The organism is Streptomyces sp. S063 (genome assembly GCF_002832675.1).
GTDB classification, from domain to species: domain Bacteria; phylum Actinomycetota; class Actinomycetes; order Streptomycetales; family Streptomycetaceae; genus Streptomyces; species Streptomyces sindenensis.
Genome location: NZ_CP021707.1, coordinates 6798426 through 6815253, shown reverse-complemented (window position 1 = coordinate 6815253; position 16828 = coordinate 6798426). Strand labels below are relative to the sequence as shown.

Below are 16828 nucleotides of genomic sequence, written 5' to 3'. Positions count from 1 at the left end.
GTCAGCGGCCCCCTTGCTGCCGGGGTGGCATGCATCCGGTCGCCGGGGATGTGCCGGCGGGAAGGTAGTTCTTGGGCACGACGCCGCAGACGTAGTTGTCGAACCAGCGCCCGCTGCCGAGGGTGTTGCCGACGAGGCGGCTGTAGGAGCCGGTCGTGGCGAGGATCTTGTCCAGGCTCTTGCGGTTCTTCACCAGGACGGCGGTGACCCGTCCGAGGGAGGCCAGGGTCGGCCCGAGCTGCTTGTCGTTGTCCTTGACGAGTCCGGTGAGCTGGGTGCCGAGGTCGCGGGTGCCGGTGAGCAGCAGATGGATGGAGTCGCGGCGGGCCTGGATCTCGCCGAGCAGCAGGTTGCCGTCCTCCAGGAGCGTCTCGAAGCTGCTCTTCTTCCCGTCGAGGGTCCGGGTCAGCTTCTTGCTGCTGCTGAGCAGGGTGGCGAGCTGGGCGTCGCGTTCGGAGACCGTACGGGAGAGGGCGGAGAGCCCGTTCGCGGCGTTGCGGACGTGGGGCGGGGAATCCTTGAAGGTGGCGGAGATCGTCTCGAAGCTCTTGGCGAGCTGGTCGGTGTCGATCTCGCCGATGGTCTCGCCGAGCCCGTTGAACGCCTGGGTGACGTCGTACGGGGAGGTGGTGCGGCTCGCGGTGATGCGGGAGCCGGGGTCCTGCGGGGCGTCGCCGAGGGGGTCGACGGCGAGGTACTTCTCGCCGAGCAGGGTCTTGATGGCGATGCCGACGGTGGAGGAGCCGCCGATCCAGGCGTCCTTGACCCGGAAGTCGACCCGGACCTTCGCGCCGTCGAGGGAGACGCCGGTGACCTCGCCGACCTTCACTCCGGCGATGCGCACCTCGTCGCCGTCGTCGAGTCCGGCGGATTCGGTGAAGTCGGCGCTGTAGGTGGTGCCGTTGTCGACGAAGGGCAGGGAGTCGGCGCGCCAGGCGGTGAGGCCGACGAGGGCCAGGACGAGGAGCCCGACGACGGCGACGGCGACCGGGTTGCGTTCCCTGATGGGGGTGAGTCTCATGCCAGGCACCTCGGTTGGGTGATCGCGATGCCGGTGGGCGGCTTGCTGCCGTCGTCATGGGTGACGCCGCTGACCTTCGCCTCGCAGAGGTAGAGGTTGAGCCACGATCCGTAGGACGTCAGCCGGCTGATGGCCGCCATCTTGGCCGGGGTCTTCTGGAGGAAGTTCTCGATCTGCGGAGTGCCCTTCTCCAGCTGGCCGCTGAGACGTCCGAGTTGGCGGATGTCGTCCTTGAGGGGCTTCCTGCCGTCCTGGAAGAGGTCGGCGGTGACGGTGGTGAGCGCGCCCATCGCGGTGATGGCCTCGCCGAGCGGTTCGCGGTCGCCGGAGAATCCGGTGACGAGCTTCTGGAGGGTGACGACGAGGTCGTCGAAGCCTTCCTCACGGTCGTTGACCGTCTTGAGGACCGTGTTGAGGTTCGTGATCACCTCGCCGATCACCTTGTCCTTGGCGGCGACGGTCGTGGTGAGCGAGCCGACGTGCCGCAGGATGCTGTCGACGGTGCCGCCCTCGCCCTGGAGGACCTGGACGATGGAGCCGGCGAGCTGGTTGACGTCGGGCGGCGACAGTCCCTCGAAGAGCGGCTGGAAGCCGTTGAAGAGCTGGGTGAGGTCGAGGGCCGGGGTGGTGCGGGAGAGCGGGATGGTGTCGCCGGGCGCGAAGGTCCGGCCCACGGGCCCGGCGCCCTGGTCGAGGTCGACGTACCGCTGGCCGACCATGTTGAGGTACTTGATGGACGCGGTCACCGAGGCGGGGAGGTCGCGCCCCTTGCGTACGGCGAAGGCGACTTCGGCGACGCGCCGGTCGGCGACCCGCACGGATTCGACCTGTCCGACCTTCACACCGGCGATCCGGACGCTGTCGCCGGGGATGAGGCCGGTGGCGTCGGTGAACCGCGCCTTGTACGTGGTGGTGTCGCCGACGCCCGTGTTGGCGATGGAGAGGCCGAGGACGGTGGTGGCCAGCACGGTGACGACGATGAAGACGAGGGACTTGGTGATCGGTCCCGCGAGCGAGCGGCGTTTCACTTGAGTTTCACCTCCGCACCGCGGAAGGCCGGGCCGATGAGCACGCTGCTCCAGTCGGGCAGGTCTCCCGGCCGGACCTTCAGCGAGGGGGCGACCAGTTCGTTCACGAGCTGGGACTCCTGGGGCGAGTTGGGCAGCCCGAGCGCGGTGTCCGTGCCTCCGCCGTCGTCCTGGGTGGGCGGGGGCGCGATGACGTCGGCGGCCCGGCGGTTGTCGGCGGTCGGGGCGTGCTTGCCGATGTACGGCACCGAGTAGCACTGGGGGCCGCCCGTGGCGTTGTAGGCCGGGGCGTCCCTGCCGGGGATGTACTTCCCCTTCGAGGGCACGGACTTGACCGACACATGCAGCCCCGGCTCATTGGTTCCCTTGCCGAGCGCCTTGTCCATGGCGGGCACGAAGCCGGCCATGGTGCGCAGGGTGCAGGGGAACGACTCGGCGTATTCCGCGAGGAGTTCGAGGGACGGCCTGCTCGCGGCGGAGAGCCGGATGAGGTTGTCCTTGTTCTCCCGCAGGAAGGAGGTGACCTCCTGGGCGGCGGCCGTGGTGGTGCCGTGGAGGGCAGCGAGCCGCGCCTCCTCGTCGGCGAGGGTGGAGCTGGTGACCGTGGCGTCCCTCAGCGCGTCGAGGACGTCCGGCGCCGCGTCCGCGTACAGCGTGCTCACCTTGACGAGTTCCTTGATGTCGGCGTTGAGGGTGGGGAGTTGGGGGTTGAACTTCTCCAGGTGGCGATCCAGCGTGGTCAGCGTCTCGCCGAGGCGGTCACCGCGTCCCTCCAGCGCCCGTGACACGGCGTTGAGGGTGGCGGAGAGCTTCTCGGGCTTCACGGCGGTCAGCAGCGGCAGGACGTTGTCGAGGACCTGTTCCAGCTCGATGGCGTTGCTGGAGCGGTCCTGCGGGATGACGGCCCCGGCCCGCAGGGTGGTGGCCGCGGGGATACGGGGCGGGACGAGCGCGACGAACCGGGCGCCGAAGAGGGTGGTCGGCAGCATCTGGGCGGTGACGTCGGCCGGGACCTGGCCGAGCCTGTCGCGGTCGACGGCCAGGGTGAGGCGGGCGCCGTCGCCGTCGGTGGCGATGGAGCGGACCTGCCCGATGACGACGCCGCGGAGCTTCACATCGGCGCCCTTGTGCATCTCGTTGCCGACCGGTCCGGTGCGGACGGTGACGGTGGCGTCGTCGGTGAAGTCCTTCTCGTACACGGAGACCGAGACCCACACCAGGACGGCGGGCACCAGCAGGAAGGCGACCCCGGCCAGGCGCCGGCGGATGGTGCGGGTGCTGGATGTACGCATCAGCCGGCCACCTTCACCGTCGTCGTGGCGCCCCAGATGGCGAGCGAGAGGAAGAAGTCGGTGACGCTGATGAGCACGATGGCGTTGCGTACCGAGCGGCCGACCGCCACGCCCACGCCGGCCGGTCCGCCGGTGGCGTGGAAGCCGTAGTAGCAGTGGGCGAGGATCACCAGCACGCTGAAGATCAGCACCTTGAGCACCGACAGCAGGACGTCCTGGGGGGAGAGGAAGAGGTTGAAGTAGTGGTCGTAGGTGCCCGCCGACTGGCCGTTGAAGAAGATGGTGATCCAGCGGGAGGCGACGTACGAGGAGAGCAGCCCGATCGCGTACAGCGGGATGATCGCGACGACTCCGGCGATGATCCGGGTGGTCACGAGGTAGGGCATGGACCGGACGCCCATCGCCTCCAGGGCGTCGACCTCCTCGTTGATCCGCATCGCGCCCAGCTGGGCGGTGAAGCCCGCGCCGACGGTGGCGGACAGGGCGAGCCCGGCGACCAGGGGGGCGATCTCCCGGGTGTTGAAGTAGGCGGAGACGAACCCGGTGAAGGCCGAGGTGCCGATCTGGTTGAGGGCGGCGTACCCCTGGAGTCCGACGACCGTGCCGGTGAACAGGGTCATCGCGATCATCACGCCGATGGTGCCGCCGATGACGCCGAGTCCGCCACTGCCGAAGGCGACCTCGGCCAGCAGCCGTTGCACCTCGCGCAGATAGCGGCGCAGGGTGCGCGGGATCCAGACAAGTGCCCTCACGTAGAAGGTGAGTTGGTCACCCGATCGGTCGAGCCAGTTCAGCATGGCCATCGGTCAGCTCCCCTTCGCGGGGACGATCTCGAGGTAGATCGCCGTGAGGACCATGTTCACGAAGAACAGCAGCATGAAGGTGATGACGACGGACTGGTTGACCGCGTCGCCGACCCCCTTGGGGCCGCCGCGCGGGTTGAGTCCCCGGTAGGCGGCGACGATGCCGGCGATGAAGCCGAAGATCAGGGCCTTGACCTCGCTGATGTAGAGGTCGGGCAGCTGGGCGAGGGCGGAGAAGCTCGCGAGATAGGCGCCCGGGGTGCCGTCCTGCATGATCACGTTGAAGAAGTAGCCGCCGAGCGTGCCGACCACCGAGATCAGCCCGTTGAGCAGGACGGCGACGAGCATGGTGGCCAGGACCCGGGGGACGACAAGGCGCTGGATGGGCGAGACGCCCATGACCTCCATCGCGTCGAGTTCCTCGCGGATCTTGCGGGAGCCGAGGTCGGCGCAGATCGCGGAGCCGGCGGCGCCGGAGATCAGCAGCGCCACGATGAGCGGGCTCGCCTGCTGGATCACCGCGAGGACGCTGGCACCGCCGGTGAAGGACTGGGCGCCGAGCTGCTGGGTGAGGGAGCCGACCTGGAGGGCGATGACCGCGCCGAACGGGATGGAGACGAGGGCGGCGGGCAGAATGGTGACGCTCGCGACGAACCAGAACTGCTCGATGAACTCCCGCACCTGGAAGGGCCGGCGGAAGATGGCCCGAGCCACGGCGACGGCGAGCGCGAACAGCTTCCCGGTCTCGCGGAGCGGGGCGAGCAGCCGGGAGGGGCGGCGCCGGCCGGGGATCTTTACGGCAGCCTTCCGTAAGGTGGCCGGCGGGGGCTTCTCGGGCGGCTCGGGCGGCCGCACCGGCATCGGGGCGGTCACGCGCGCGCACCTCCCGCGGCCGGGGCGTAGCTGTCGAGGATGGCCGTACGGGCGGCCTCCGGCAGCTGGCCCATCATCGACATGACCCGCTCGCGTCGGCGCAGCGCTCCCTGGCGTACGGGCATCCCGGGCGAGGGCTCCAGCTGGGGGACGACGGTGCGGGGCCGGTGGGCAGCGGGACGGTGTCGGCCGCCTGCTCGGCGGCGAGGGTGGCGGCGTCCTTCTCCTCGGACATGCCGATGGGTCCTTCGCGGCGTCCGGCGAGGAACTGGGAGACGACCGGGGTGTCGCTGGTGAGCAGCACCTCGCGCGGGCCGAAGGTGACGAGATTGCGGCAGAACAGCATGCCCATGTTGTCGGGTACGGTCGCCGCGATGTCGAGGTTGTGGGTGACGATGAGCATCGTCGCGTCGATCTGCGCGTTGAGGTCGATGAGGAGCTGCGAGAGATAGGCGGTGCGGACCGGGTCGAGACCGGAGTCCGGCTCGTCGCAGAGGATGATCTGGGGGTCCAGCACGAGGGCGCGGGCGAGGCCGGCCCGCTTGCGCATACCGCCGGATATCTCGCCCGGCAGCTTTCCCTCGGCTCCGAGGAGCCCGACGATGTCGATGCGTTCCATCACGATGCGACGGATCTCGGATTCCTTCTTGCGGGTGTGCTCGCGCAGCGGGAAGGCGATGTTGTCGAAGAGCGACATCGAGCCGAAAAGGGCCCCGTCCTGGAACATGAGGCCGAAGAGTTTCCGGGTCTCCATGATGTCGCGTTCCGGGCTGTTCACCATGTCGACGCCGTTGATGAGGACGCGTCCCTGTTCGGGCTTGAGAAGCCCGATGATGGATTTCAGAAAGACGGTCTTTCCGGTTCCGGAAGGGCCGAGCATGACGCTCACTTCACCGGCGGGCAGGGTGAGGCTGACGTCCTGCCAGATGTTCTGCTTGCCGAAGGACTTCGTCAGGCCCTCGACGACTACTTCGATTCCCATCGGCCCTCCCTCGAAGTGGCGGTGAACGTTTTCATCGGTTGACGCTCCGGCTCTGAGAAAGGCGATGGCGGCTCGTCACACATGCACCAGGGGGCGCACGTTATGTCCGCCGAAACCGCCAGGGCAAGCCGTTGAACAGCGGATTTCAACGAACCGGGGGTGGTGATCGGATCACTTGTCATTCGGTGACAAGCCCGGTTCCCCGTCTTGTCGGAATCTGCGCAAGCGCTTGACCCACCGGTCCCGGGCACCCCGGCACCGAAGGGGAGCGAACCGGGCCCGGGCAGGCCCGACGAGCAGGTGCGCGGGCGCTTTCGATCGGCACATCTGGGACGCTACGGGCCGGTAACCTGACTTCGCAATACTGGGTACAGATTTTCCTCGGCAAGAATTCACGAGGCCCCCGTGATTGTCTGCGGATGAGTAATCCGGTGGCCAAACCTGTCGGATGATGAGGAATCGGAGGCCGACGGTCGGCCGGGGGCCGGTCCCGGGGAACAAAAAATGAGCCCTTCCGGCCGGGGGACCGGAAGGGCTCGATCGCCTTTCAGCTGTCGGCGGCCGGAGAGCCGCACACGCTCACCGCTCGGGCTTCGGCTTCCTCGGCGGGCAGTCCGGCCCTCCGGGTTCGTGGCCACGCACAGGGGCGCCTGGGTCATCTTGGTGTAGTTGTCGGCCTTCTTGCCCGGGCTGGAGATGGCCGAGGTGAAGATCGGGTCGAGGTCCTCGGTCGCACCGCACCCCTCGAAGGGCGGGATGTGGGCGTACCCGTTCAGGGTGCCGCCGTACGCCACGAGGTAGCCGGCCGGCGGGTAGCTCTGGCCGTACCCCTTCAGGACCTGCTCGAAGGGGCGTTCGGTGCGGCAGTCGGGGCCCACGTCCAGGGGCACACCGTTCACCTCGACGTCGGAGAGCCGCATGACGAGCTGGGCCGTGACCGTGGTCTCCTCCGGGTAGGTCGGCGTGTTGGTGACCGTGTGCGTGTGGATCGCGGCCGGGGGGCCCACCTGCTCCAGGGTCATGGTGGCGGTGGTCGGCATGAACCCGTAGCTGAGGAACGTGGCCTTCGTCGGCGGGAGTTGGCGCTTCCCCCGGTAGTCGAAGTCGACCTCGGAGCTGACGTCGACGGTGGAGGCGCAGGAGTCGTTGATGTAGCGCTTGTTCAGCACCACCTTCATGAACGCGGGCCCCAGCGCCGCCGCGCCGTCCAGCTTGGCGGCGTTGGCGTAGCCGGCCGCGTAGGTCTCGGCGGTGGTCATCACCCACTCGGGCGGGATCTCGATCGGGCAGCTGCCCGGGTCGTCCTCCAGGGCTTCGCGCCGCTTCTCGGTGAGGGCGTCGATCTTCTCCCGTGCGGTGGGCGGCAGCCCCTCGGCCGGGCGGGTGGGTGCCGGCTCCGGTGCGGGGTCGCTCTCGCCGGGCCGGGGTGCGGGGGCGGTGGGGTCCTGGTCGCCGCGGATCGCGATGGCGGCCAGTTCCGGCTCCTGGCCGGGGCCGGGGCGCAGGCGACGTCGAGCCCGGGGGGCGTGGTCGGCTCTCCGGCCTCCGTGAGCGAGGTGAGCGCGAGGGCGAGCGCTTCGGGGGCGAGTGTCGCGCGTCCCGGGCTGCCGAAGGCGACCGTCGGCACGTCCCCGGTCGCGGTGAGGGTCAGCGTGCCGTCGCTCTCCCCGGCGCCCTCGCCCTCTCCTTCGCCCTCGGCCGGCGTGGGCAGGTCCGTCGGCGGGGCGGTCAGGTTCTGCCAGGAAGCGTCGGCGGACCTGTCGCCGACGGTGTTGCGGACGGTGAGCCGTGCGACGGCCGACAGGGCGGCGGCGTCCAGGTCGGCGAACCGGGCGAGCGCCGTCGGTGGCAGGGTCACCTCGACCGCCACCTGGGCGGGGCGGATCTCCTCGCCCGTACGGGCCGAGGTGGGGAGGACCGCCGAGACGACGACGTCCACCTCCTCGGGCCCGGAGGGGAAGGGGCAGGTGTAGCGGAGGGATACCTCCGACTTCTGTTCCGCGGCGGCCGATTCGGCGCTGGGAACGAGCGCGGTGGCGACGACCAGCGCCCCGCCCACGGCCCAGTGGATCGGTCGTCTCGCTGCGGCGCGTGCATCGACGGTCATACGGGTGTGTCCTTCCGGCGCGCGTGGGCCCAGGGCGGGCGGCTGCGGAGCGGGTCCGGTGGGTGCGGCGGCTCTGCGGGCGGCGGCCGGGCGGGCCGCGGGCGGACTTCGGGGCGGAGTCGGACGTCCGGCGGCCCCTACCGACGGGTACGGTACGCACGCCGACGACGCTCTGGGAAGGGCCCGGTTCCCGATCGGATCACCGGCGCGCGGACTTTGGCAGCGGGTGACAATCCGCCGCCGCGCCCCTTGTCGGCGGGTGCGCGAAATCGTGCCCGGCCGTCGGGTGCGCACGGCCGGGCACGACATTCAGACGCGGTACGTCATCGGCGCGGGATCAGCCGCTGATGACCGGGGACTTGCCCGTGGTAGCACTCACCAGGGAGTACAGGCCCTGGAAGCTGGCGGTGGTGCCGACGATGCCGCAGCCGCCGCCGACCTTGTTGGCGATGGACAGGGTGAGCCCGCCGCCCGCCGTGTTCAGGGTGCCGTTGCTGCCGCCCGCGGTCGGGTTGTTGTACTTGGCCGCGACCTTGCCGGTGACGTTGAAGGTGCAGGGGCCGAGGATGCTGCTCCCGGACACCTTCGCCTTGATCGCTCTGATCTCACCGGTCACCTGGCCCGTGGAGTTGGTGCCGGCGCCCGCCGCGTAGTCCAGGCCCCAGATCTCCCACGACGGGGTGGTGGTGACGGTCCAGGTGGAGCTGAACGGGCCCGTGCACGGCGAGTTGAACGAGATCGCCGTGATGGAGGCGAGCTTGGCCGGGCTGCCGGCGACCGGGGAGGTCGGCGCGTTGCCCGAGGCGGCGGAGGTCGCGCACTGGATCTTGTTGCCGTTGTTGTCGGTCAGGACGGTCACTCCGGCGCTGCCGTTGAAGTTGCCGGTCGGGGTGATCGTCCAACTGGTCGGCGCGGCGACGGCCGACGGGGCGGCCAGCACGACGGATGCCGCGGCGGCACCGATCGCGGTGAGGACACCGGTTCGCTTGAACATGGGGGTACTCCCTTTTCTCGTCCCGTTGGGGATTCGGCTGAACGTGACTGGAGAGAGATTCGTGCGCTGTGTTCGCCGGGCCGGACGGTACGGCGTTCGGCGGGTCCACGGGGTGCCGGACGGTGCGGCACGCGGCGGGGTCCGCGAGCAGGGGCCTGCGGTGCGCGGACCAGGACGTGGGGACGGGTGGCCGCATCACCTCCTCGTGCGGGTGGAGTGTGGGGACGGCCTACCGCTTCGCGGAGTGCCAGAATTCGGACAGCTTCCGGCCCTCGTTCGGCGCGAGGCCCGCGGGGTCGTAGGGGCTGCCGAAGTACGTGGTGGTGGCGTCGAGCGTCACGCTGTTCTTCCCGGCGGCGGACGGGAGGCCGGTCTTGAGGTTCACCGCCCAGTCCAGGAGCCCGGCGCCGCAACCGCTTGCGCCCGGTACGGCGAACGTGGCGTCGCCCTGGTCGGCGCCGTCGAAGGTGTAGCGCCCCATCTCGCCCTCGTCGTCGTTCGGCGTCCCGTCGGCTCCGAACCGCTGGAGCGAGAGGGTCGGCGCCGTGACGTTCTCGGGCTTGAGGAGCACCGGGTTGGCGGTGGTCCCGATGTAGCACTTGTCACCCAGGAGCGGATTCTTGAGGTGGATACGCACCGGGATGGTGAGAATGGGCTCACCGGTGGAGAAGGCCGCGCTCATATTGAAGTCGCGTGGCGCTCCGGCCGGTTCGATGGTGGCCGTCACCCGGTTGAGATTGTTGTCCGTCAGCTGACGGCAGATTCCCGATACGAGGGGAATCCCGCTGGGACACATCAGCCCGAGCAGCCCGCCGGGAATCTCGGCCGGGTCCGCCGTCAGGGCCCCTTCGGGCGGGGCCACCAGCGAGGCGGTGCCGTCGGCGCGCTGGATGACGCCGAGCTGCAGATCGGTGTGGCGGGTGGAGACCACACTCTTGCCGAGCGTGATGGATCCGGCGGCCGAGCTCGACGCGATGCAGGTCGCGATGGTGTTCACACCGTCGGCGGCCAGCATGGCGGGCGCGTCGACCGGGCAGCGGTCGAAGGGGGCCCAGTCGCCGTTGAGCTGGGTGGCGGCGGTGGCCGAGCCGGTGGAGAGCAGGGCGCTGAATGCCGTGAACGCCGCGAGCAGACCTACGCGGGTTCGATTGGAAACGGATCTCATGTCGTCCCCTCTGTCGGCCGCCGTGGCGCGGCCTCGTGCACGAAGTTGACCGGTTCTGCAACGCATGCCCGCACCGCGACGACCGTCGGCGGCGTTGGGGCCCCGGGCGGCCCGGGGGCGGAGGATCGGAGCATCAAATTTCGGGCAGATTTCATGACCGAATTGACCGAGGCGTGATGTTACTCGCGGGAAACAGGGCGACACAATCCGTCCGGCTAAGATTCTTTGCACCGCACTCTTTTTGATCCGTTAATGAGCATCGAGGCACGCTCCCCTTATCAAGGAATGCGTATCCGGAGGCAGGGAATTAGGTACCGTCGACCGGAACCCCGCGCGCGGTGCACAGACGGGACCGGCGCTCCGGGAGACACGGAAGTCCGGCTCCCGCTCTCCGTCGGGTGGCATGGAATTTCGGCCAAGCGGCTCGAAGTCCCCCTCCAGGCACGGGCGTTCCCCCGCGTTCGCCGTGGTGAGCCGCCCGTACGCCCGGCCGCTCCCCGACGCGCCGGCTCCGGCCGGGCCATGCGGGGAAGAACTCGACGACAGCGGAACCGCTTTGTTGTCACCGCCTGAGCGGGCGGCCGAAATTCATTGTCCGAAAGCGCGCAGCAGCGCCCGACCTGCACGGAAGTCGCACAGTGCGGCCGAGATGTGTGCCCCCTGCACGTCGATCTTGTCCAAGTGGTGTGCAGCGCCTGTTCCTTGGTCTATCTTCGTCGCGGACTTGGTACGCACCTCTCGGTTCGTGGGAGCGCTTTCCCCCCACCGTCTCACCCCACCACCGGGCGCCGGGAGCAAGGGGATCTGTCATGCCACATCTCATACAGCCATTGGATACCGAAGACCCGCTCGGGCCGCTCCCGCAGGAATTCGCGGCGATCATGCGGCCCGAACTGCCGAGCCTCATCAAGGAAATCGGCGTCGAGGTCACCCGGGCGTATCCGGAGTACGCCCGGCTGCTCGACGGACCGAACGGTCAGGCCATCAGGGTGGGCGTGGAGCAGAGCCTCGCCTCCTTCGTGGATCTGGTGGCCGAGCCCTCCTCCCCCACCACACTCCGGGACGACATGTGCCGGCGCTTCGGACGGTTCGAGGCGTACGAGGGCCGGAGCATGGACACCCTTCAGGGGGCCTACCGGCTGGGCGCGCGGGTGGCGCTGCGCCGGGCGAAGAAGGTGGGGCAGAGCTACCACCTCTCCCCCACCTTGATGCTGAGCTTCGCCGACGCGCTCTTCGCCTACGTCGACGAACTGGAGTCGCTTTCCCGGGAAGGCTTCCTGGAGGCGCAGTCCCAGTCGGGCGAGCACAGCGAGGCGCTGCGCCGACGGCTGCTCCACCTGATCCTCGCCGGACGTCCGGCCCCCGGCAGCGCCATCGCCGATCTGTGCGAGCAGACCGGGTGGACGCTGCCCGAGGAGGTCACGCTGATCGCCGTGCGGGCCCCGGCGGAGCTGGACCGGCTCGCCGCGGACCGTGATCTGCTCGTCGACCTCAGCGCCCCTCAGCCGCATCTGCTCGTTCCCGGAGCGCTGGACGACGCGCGAAGATCCATGTTGATCCAGGCCCTGCCGACCGGGCGCATGGCGATCGGGCTGACCGTCCCCACGGCGCTGGCCTGCGAATCGATCCGCTGGGCCCGCCGGGTTCTGGAGCTCGTCGACTCCGGCGTCATCGACGACGCCCCGCTGATCCGCTGCGAGGACCACCTCATCACGCTGTGGCTGCTCTCCGACCCCGCGCTGCTGGACCAGCTCGCCCAGCGGGAACTGGCCGCCGTCGCGGGGATCAGCGCGACCCGCCGGGAGCGGCTGGTCGAGACGCTGCGGATCTGGCTCGACACCCGGGGCACCGCGGCGCAGATGGGTGCGCTGCTGGATGTCCACCCGCAGACCGTGCGCTATCGCATGCGCAGCCTGGAGACCATCTTCGGTGACCAACTCGTCGATCCGGAAAGCCGCTTCGCCACCGAGGCCGTGCTGCGCGCGCTGCGGCTCCGCTCCCGCGCGGCCGGCACGTCCCCCTGATCCGGATCACGTCCGGCGCGGCGGGTCAACTTACCGGCGCGTAAGGGGAAATAGACGGTCAGTCCCAAACGGTTGCGACACGGAGACGTATCCGGCGAGAAACCCGGAACCGCGTCCCGTACACAGGAGGGAGCCCGCCGCCCATCCGGCGACGGATCCCGTGTACCGCCTCCTGGCCAACCAGCGAAAAGGGAAACCCCCATGACCGCCTCGCACCTTCTCGTCCCCGTGCCGATCCCGGACCGGGTCGCCGCGCTGATCGGTTCGTGCATTCCGCCGCACATCCTCCAGGCGGAGTTCGACGCCGACTGCGCGGCCCGGGAGGTCCGCAGGTTCCGTGGGCCACGGCTGGGCGTCGAGGACCAGGCCGACCGCGAACAGGCCCTGTCGGACCTGGCCCGCGCCAACAAGGTGCTCGCCGCGCACCACCCCCACCTCGCCGTACTGCCCGGCTCGCCCTTCTGACCGGCCTTGCGGGACGTCACCACTCCCCTTACCTTACTTTCAAGTAAGTTTACTTCGGAGTAAGGAGTTGGCGTGGACGGAACCAGCAGCGGCGACCTCACCGAGGATCTGTCCGCGCTCGACTTCGCCGCGGTCGCCCCCGAGGAGTTCGCACGGATCGTCAAGAGCCTGTCCGCCAAGCAGCTCGCCGAGGTCATGCGGGGCGAGCTGCGCACCCGCGTCCTCGGCGAGGTCTTCGGCCGGATGAAGCAGCAGTTCCGGTCCGAGGCGGCCGGCGGCCTCACCGCGCTGATCCGCTGGAAGATCACCGGGGAGAGCGACGCGGTCTACGAGACCGCGATAGCCGACGGCGTCTGCCGGGTCACCGCGGGCCGCTCCGACGCCGAGCCCCGCACCACGCTGGTGATGGCCGACGCGGAGTTCCTCAAGCTCGTCTCCGGCAACGGCAATCCGGTCACGATGTTCATGACGCGCAAGCTCAAGGTCGCCGGTGACGTCGGCCTGGCGTCCGGCCTCACCCGCTACTTCGACATCCCGAAGGCGTGAGGGCATGAGCTTCTTCTCCCTGGCCCTGACCGAGGAACAGCAGGACCTCCGCGACTGGGTGCACGGCTTCGCCGCCCAGGTGGTCCGCCCGGCCGCCGCCGAGTGGGACGCCAGGGAGGAAACCCCCTGGCCGGTGATCCAGGAGGCCGCCCGGATCGGCCTGTACGGCTTCGAATCGCTCGCCGACCTGTACGGGGACCCCACGGGGCTCTCCCTCCAGATCGCCAACGAGGAGCTGTTCTGGGGCGACGCGGGTATCGGCATGGCCCTCTTCGGCACCTCGCTCGCGGTGGCCGGAATCTTCGCGTCCGGCACTCCGGACCAGCTGGCCGAGTGGGTGCCGCAGTGCTACGGCGACGAGGACGACCCGAAGGTCGCCGCGTTCTGCGTCTCCGAACCGGGCGCGGGCTCCGACGTCTCGGCGATGACGACGAGGGCCCGTTACGACGAGGCGGCCGACGAGTGGGTCATCTCCGGCCAGAAGGCGTGGATCACCAACGGCGGCATCGCCGGGATCCACGTCGTCGTCGCCTCGGTCGACCCGTCGCTCGGCTCCCGGGGCCAGGCCGCGTTCATCGTGCCGCCCGGCACGAAGGGCCTGACGGCGGGCCGTACGGTCAAGAAGCTCGGTCTGCGCGCCTCGCACACCGCGGACCTCTTCCTCGACGACGTCCGCGTCCCCGGCCACTGCCTGCTCGGCGGAAAGGAGAAGCTGGACGCCCGTCTCGCCAGGGCCCGCGAAGGCTCCACCGCCAAGGGCCAGGCGGCCATGGCCACGTTCGAGGTCAGCCGACCGACGGTCGCCGCGCAGGCCCTCGGCATCGCGCGGGCCGCCTACGAATACGCCCTCGAATACGCCGGTGAGCGCGAGGCGTTCGGCAGGCCGATCATCGAGAACCAGTCGATCGCCTTCGCGCTGGCGGACATCCGCACCGAGATCGAAGCCGTACGCCTGCTGATCTGGCAGGCGGCCTGGATGGCCCGCAACGACCGCACGTTCGACGCGGGCCAGGGCTCCATGTCCAAGCTGCGGGCCGGTGAACTCGCGGTCGCGGCGACGGAGAAGGCGGTCCAGATCCTCGGCGGCGCGGGCTACAGCCGGGAGCACCCGGTGGAGCGGATGTACCGCGACGCCAAGATCTACACGATCTTCGAGGGAACCAGTGAGATCCAGCGCCTGGTCATCGCGCGGGCGATCTCGGGGCGGCACATCCGCTGAACGGGAGGAGGCCGTGCCGAGCCGTGACCTCCTCTTCGACCCGCACGACGGCGGCCGGAACACGCGCCCCCGGCCGCCGGGCGGGGCGGCACATGGATCCGTCGGCCTCCACACTTCTCCCCCGCCCTTTGGTCACAACTCCATCACCACCGGAACAAGTCGCTCCCCCGGCCCCCGGCGGGTCGCTACGGTCGGCCCTCCACACAGCACCTTGGGGGGACATGGACTGGAACAGTTCGCAGCACCCGTCGCGTCAGCCCGGCTGGGGCCAGGGGGGCGACTTCACGCCGCAGCCGCCTTCGACAGGGGGTCCGCGGTGGGCACGGAAGCGAGTCGTGCTCCCGGTCGCCGGCGTGTTGTTCCTGCTCGGTGTCGGGATCGGCGCCACGGGTGAACAGCCGCAGGAAGTGCGCACGGTCGCGGCGAAGACGAAGCCCGGGCCGACGGTAACGGTCACGGAGACGGCGACGGTCACGGTGACCGCGACGCCGGAACCGGCCCCGACCGTCACGAAGGTCAAGAAGGTGCGGGTCACGGTCACGGCCGCTCCCCCGGAGCCGCAGCCCGCGAGGAAGCCCGTCGCGCGGGACGACTCCACCGGCAGCAGTGGAGGCTCCGGATCCGGCTCCGGCGGGACGTCGGCGTACTACCAGAACTGCGATGCGGTGCGTGCCGCCGGCGCCGCGCCCATCCGGTCCGGCCAGCCCGGGTACGGGCGGCACTTGGACCGCGACGGCGACGGAGTGGGCTGCGAATAGGGTCCGCGAACATGTGATTCTCGTCGCCCCGGACGCGCGTGCCTCCGCCGGACGAGAGGCTCACGCATCGCGTTCCCGGGCGGGCGCACCCGGCCTTTCACCGGGCTCGCCCGGTCGTGCGCGGCAAGGCCCCGGCGCCCCGTCACCCCCCGTCCACGTGCGACGACGGGGGGTTCGGGCCACTCGGTCGCGACCGGGCGTGGCGACGGTGTGGAGAGATGCGCCCGGCGGCAGGGCGGCGCGCCGACGCCGGTCCGCGGCCGGGGCGACGGCCGGCCGTGGCGGGCCCCACACGTTCGACCGGCAGCCGGACCCCCTCCGTGCCACTAGCCTCTTCACATGACCTCCACTTCGACCCAGCCGACGCCCGCCCGCCCGATGGTCGAGCTGAACGCGGAGATCCGCGCTCTGGTCGCCGACGGCGGTGTGGTGTCGCCGGAGGGCCGCCGGGAGTACGAGCGGCTTCTCGTCGAGTGGGTGGCGGCCGTGCGGGGCAGCTCCACGGAAGCCGTCTGACGGTACGGCGACGGATACGGGCGCGGCGCTGGTCCCCCGTACAGAGGGGACCATCGAGCCACCTACCCCTCCGGCAAGCCCGGCCCGGGTGTCGGCGATAGTGAGCTTCCGTCCGCGTCCTCACCCCGGGAGCACCTCATGACCGCCCCGTCGCCCGCCGGCGCACGCCGCCCGTCCCTCCTGCTCGTCACCGATCTCGCGTACGAGGCGCGCGGCCGCCGCTACTGCGACGAGGACATCTACCTCTCCTCCCGGCTCCGCGAGGCGTTCGACGTCGCGCTCTGCCATCCCCGGGACGCGGCCGCGCTGCTGGCGGGGTTCGACACCGTGCTGGTCCGCAACAGCGGGCCGGTGCTGCACTACCGGGAGGCCTACGACGCCTTCCTCGTGAAGGCCCGGGAGCTGGGGACGGCCGTCTACAACCCGCTGGACGGGCGCGGTGACATGGCGGGCAAGCAGTATCTGGTCGAGATGTCCGCGGCGGGGCTTCCGGTCATCCCTACCGTGGACCGGGCGGCGGGTCTGGCCGAGCTGCCGGACGTCGCCCGGTACGTGGTGAAGCCGAAGCTGGGGGCGGACTCGGTCGGGCTGCGTTTCGTCACCGCGGCGGAGGCCCGCGCCGAACTGGAGGCGGCGGCCGAGGGGTCTCTCCTCGTCCAGCCGCGGATCGACTTCCGGCACGAGGTGTCGTTCTACTTCGTCGACCACGACTTCCAGTACGCGCTGTACGCCCCCGACCCGGAGCGGCGCTGGGTGCTGGAGCCGTACGCGGCGAGCGCGGAGGACCTGGAGTTCGCCCGGCGCTTCATCGCCTGGAACACCCTCGACCACGGGATCCAGCGGGTCGACGCCTGCCGGACGGCGGACGGCGCGCTGCTGCTCGTCGAGTTGGAGGACCTCAATCCGTATCTCTCGCTCGACCGGATCGGGGAGGACGCCCGGGAGGCGTTCGTGGCCCGGCTGAAGTCGTCGATCGCCTCGCTGCCCGGCTAGGGCCTACGCCCGTCCGGACCGCACCCGCGTGCGGGGGCGCAC

Annotated in this window: 14 protein-coding genes and 2 pseudogenes; 7 read left to right on the top strand and 9 right to left on the bottom strand. The window is 70.2% G+C overall.

Translation table 11 applies throughout. The annotated features are described in order from the left end of the window. Position 1: 1 nt before the first annotated feature. The 9 genes and pseudogenes from CCZ36_RS30950 to CCZ36_RS30910 all read right to left on the bottom strand — a co-directional run bounded on the left by CCZ36_RS30950 (position 2) and on the right by CCZ36_RS30910 (position 10265). On the bottom strand, positions 2–1021 hold the full coding sequence (locus CCZ36_RS30950) for an MCE family protein (protein WP_128819059.1): 1020 nt from the start codon (positions 1019–1021) through the stop codon (positions 2–4). Beyond that, positions 1018–2049, bottom strand: coding sequence for an MCE family protein (locus CCZ36_RS30945; protein ID WP_128819058.1), 1032 nt, complete (start codon positions 2047–2049; stop codon positions 1018–1020). The genes CCZ36_RS30950 and CCZ36_RS30945 overlap by 4 nt, the downstream gene beginning before the upstream one ends. After that, positions 2046–3341 carry an MCE family protein gene (locus CCZ36_RS30940; RefSeq protein ID WP_128819057.1) on the bottom strand — a complete coding sequence of 432 codons (1296 nt, stop codon included), beginning with the start codon at positions 3339–3341 and terminating at the stop codon, positions 2046–2048. The genes CCZ36_RS30945 and CCZ36_RS30940 overlap by 4 nt, the downstream gene beginning before the upstream one ends. After that, complete coding sequence (locus CCZ36_RS30935; protein WP_032762725.1) at positions 3341–4144, bottom strand: MlaE family ABC transporter permease; 804 nt, start codon at positions 4142–4144, stop codon at positions 3341–3343. Before CCZ36_RS30935 ends, CCZ36_RS30940 begins: the two co-directional genes overlap by 1 nt. Positions 4145–4147: 3 nt before the next feature. Continuing rightward, the gene (locus tag CCZ36_RS30930; RefSeq protein WP_128819056.1) at positions 4148–5017 is read right to left on the bottom strand and encodes an MlaE family ABC transporter permease; all 870 of its coding nucleotides are present in this window, start codon (positions 5015–5017) and stop codon (positions 4148–4150) included. Further along, positions 5014–5999, bottom strand: a pseudogene (locus CCZ36_RS30925) (ABC transporter ATP-binding protein). Before CCZ36_RS30925 ends, CCZ36_RS30930 begins: the two are co-directional and overlap by 4 nt. Before the next feature lie 579 nt (positions 6000–6578). Next, a pseudogene (locus CCZ36_RS37055) lies at positions 6579–8106 on the bottom strand (DUF6801 domain-containing protein). A 337-nt stretch (positions 8107–8443) separates the two neighbouring features. Then, positions 8444–9100 (bottom strand): hypothetical protein, encoded by a 657-nt coding sequence (locus tag CCZ36_RS30915; protein ID WP_069738164.1) that lies wholly within the window; start codon positions 9098–9100, stop codon positions 8444–8446. Positions 9101–9329: 229 nt separating this feature from the next. Further along, the gene (locus tag CCZ36_RS30910) at positions 9330–10265 is read right to left on the bottom strand and encodes a hypothetical protein (protein ID WP_069738163.1); all 936 of its coding nucleotides are present in this window, start codon (positions 10263–10265) and stop codon (positions 9330–9332) included. A gap of 809 nt (positions 10266–11074) precedes the next feature. Between CCZ36_RS30910 and CCZ36_RS30905 the strand changes: the two genes are divergently transcribed. The 7 genes from CCZ36_RS30905 (at position 11075) to CCZ36_RS30880 (ending at position 16786) form a co-directional block, all read left to right on the top strand. Next, positions 11075–12289: a helix-turn-helix domain-containing protein gene (locus tag CCZ36_RS30905; protein ID WP_069741250.1), complete on the top strand. Its 1215-nt coding sequence runs from the start codon at positions 11075–11077 to the stop codon at positions 12287–12289. Positions 12290–12490: 201 nt separating this feature from the next. Further along, positions 12491–12754 (top strand): hypothetical protein, encoded by a 264-nt coding sequence (locus tag CCZ36_RS30900; RefSeq protein WP_069738161.1) that lies wholly within the window; start codon positions 12491–12493, stop codon positions 12752–12754. Positions 12755–12826: 72 nt separating this feature from the next. Then, positions 12827–13300 (top strand): SCP2 sterol-binding domain-containing protein, encoded by a 474-nt coding sequence (locus CCZ36_RS30895; protein WP_069738160.1) that lies wholly within the window; start codon positions 12827–12829, stop codon positions 13298–13300. Between the two features lie 4 nt (positions 13301–13304). Next, entirely contained in the window at positions 13305–14519 is a 1215-nt protein-coding gene (locus CCZ36_RS30890; RefSeq protein WP_069738159.1) for an acyl-CoA dehydrogenase family protein, read from the top strand. Between the two features lie 221 nt (positions 14520–14740). Further along, positions 14741–15277 carry an excalibur calcium-binding domain-containing protein gene (locus CCZ36_RS30885; RefSeq protein ID WP_176734519.1) on the top strand — a complete coding sequence of 179 codons (537 nt, stop codon included), beginning with the start codon at positions 14741–14743 and terminating at the stop codon, positions 15275–15277. A gap of 339 nt (positions 15278–15616) precedes the next feature. Continuing rightward, a complete protein-coding gene (locus tag CCZ36_RS34940; protein ID WP_024264190.1) occupies positions 15617–15793 on the top strand; it encodes a hypothetical protein in 177 nt (58 codons plus the stop codon). Between the two features lie 138 nt (positions 15794–15931). Then, positions 15932–16786, top strand: coding sequence for a hypothetical protein (locus CCZ36_RS30880; protein ID WP_069738158.1), 855 nt, complete (start codon positions 15932–15934; stop codon positions 16784–16786). Positions 16787–16828: the final 42 nt, after the last annotated feature.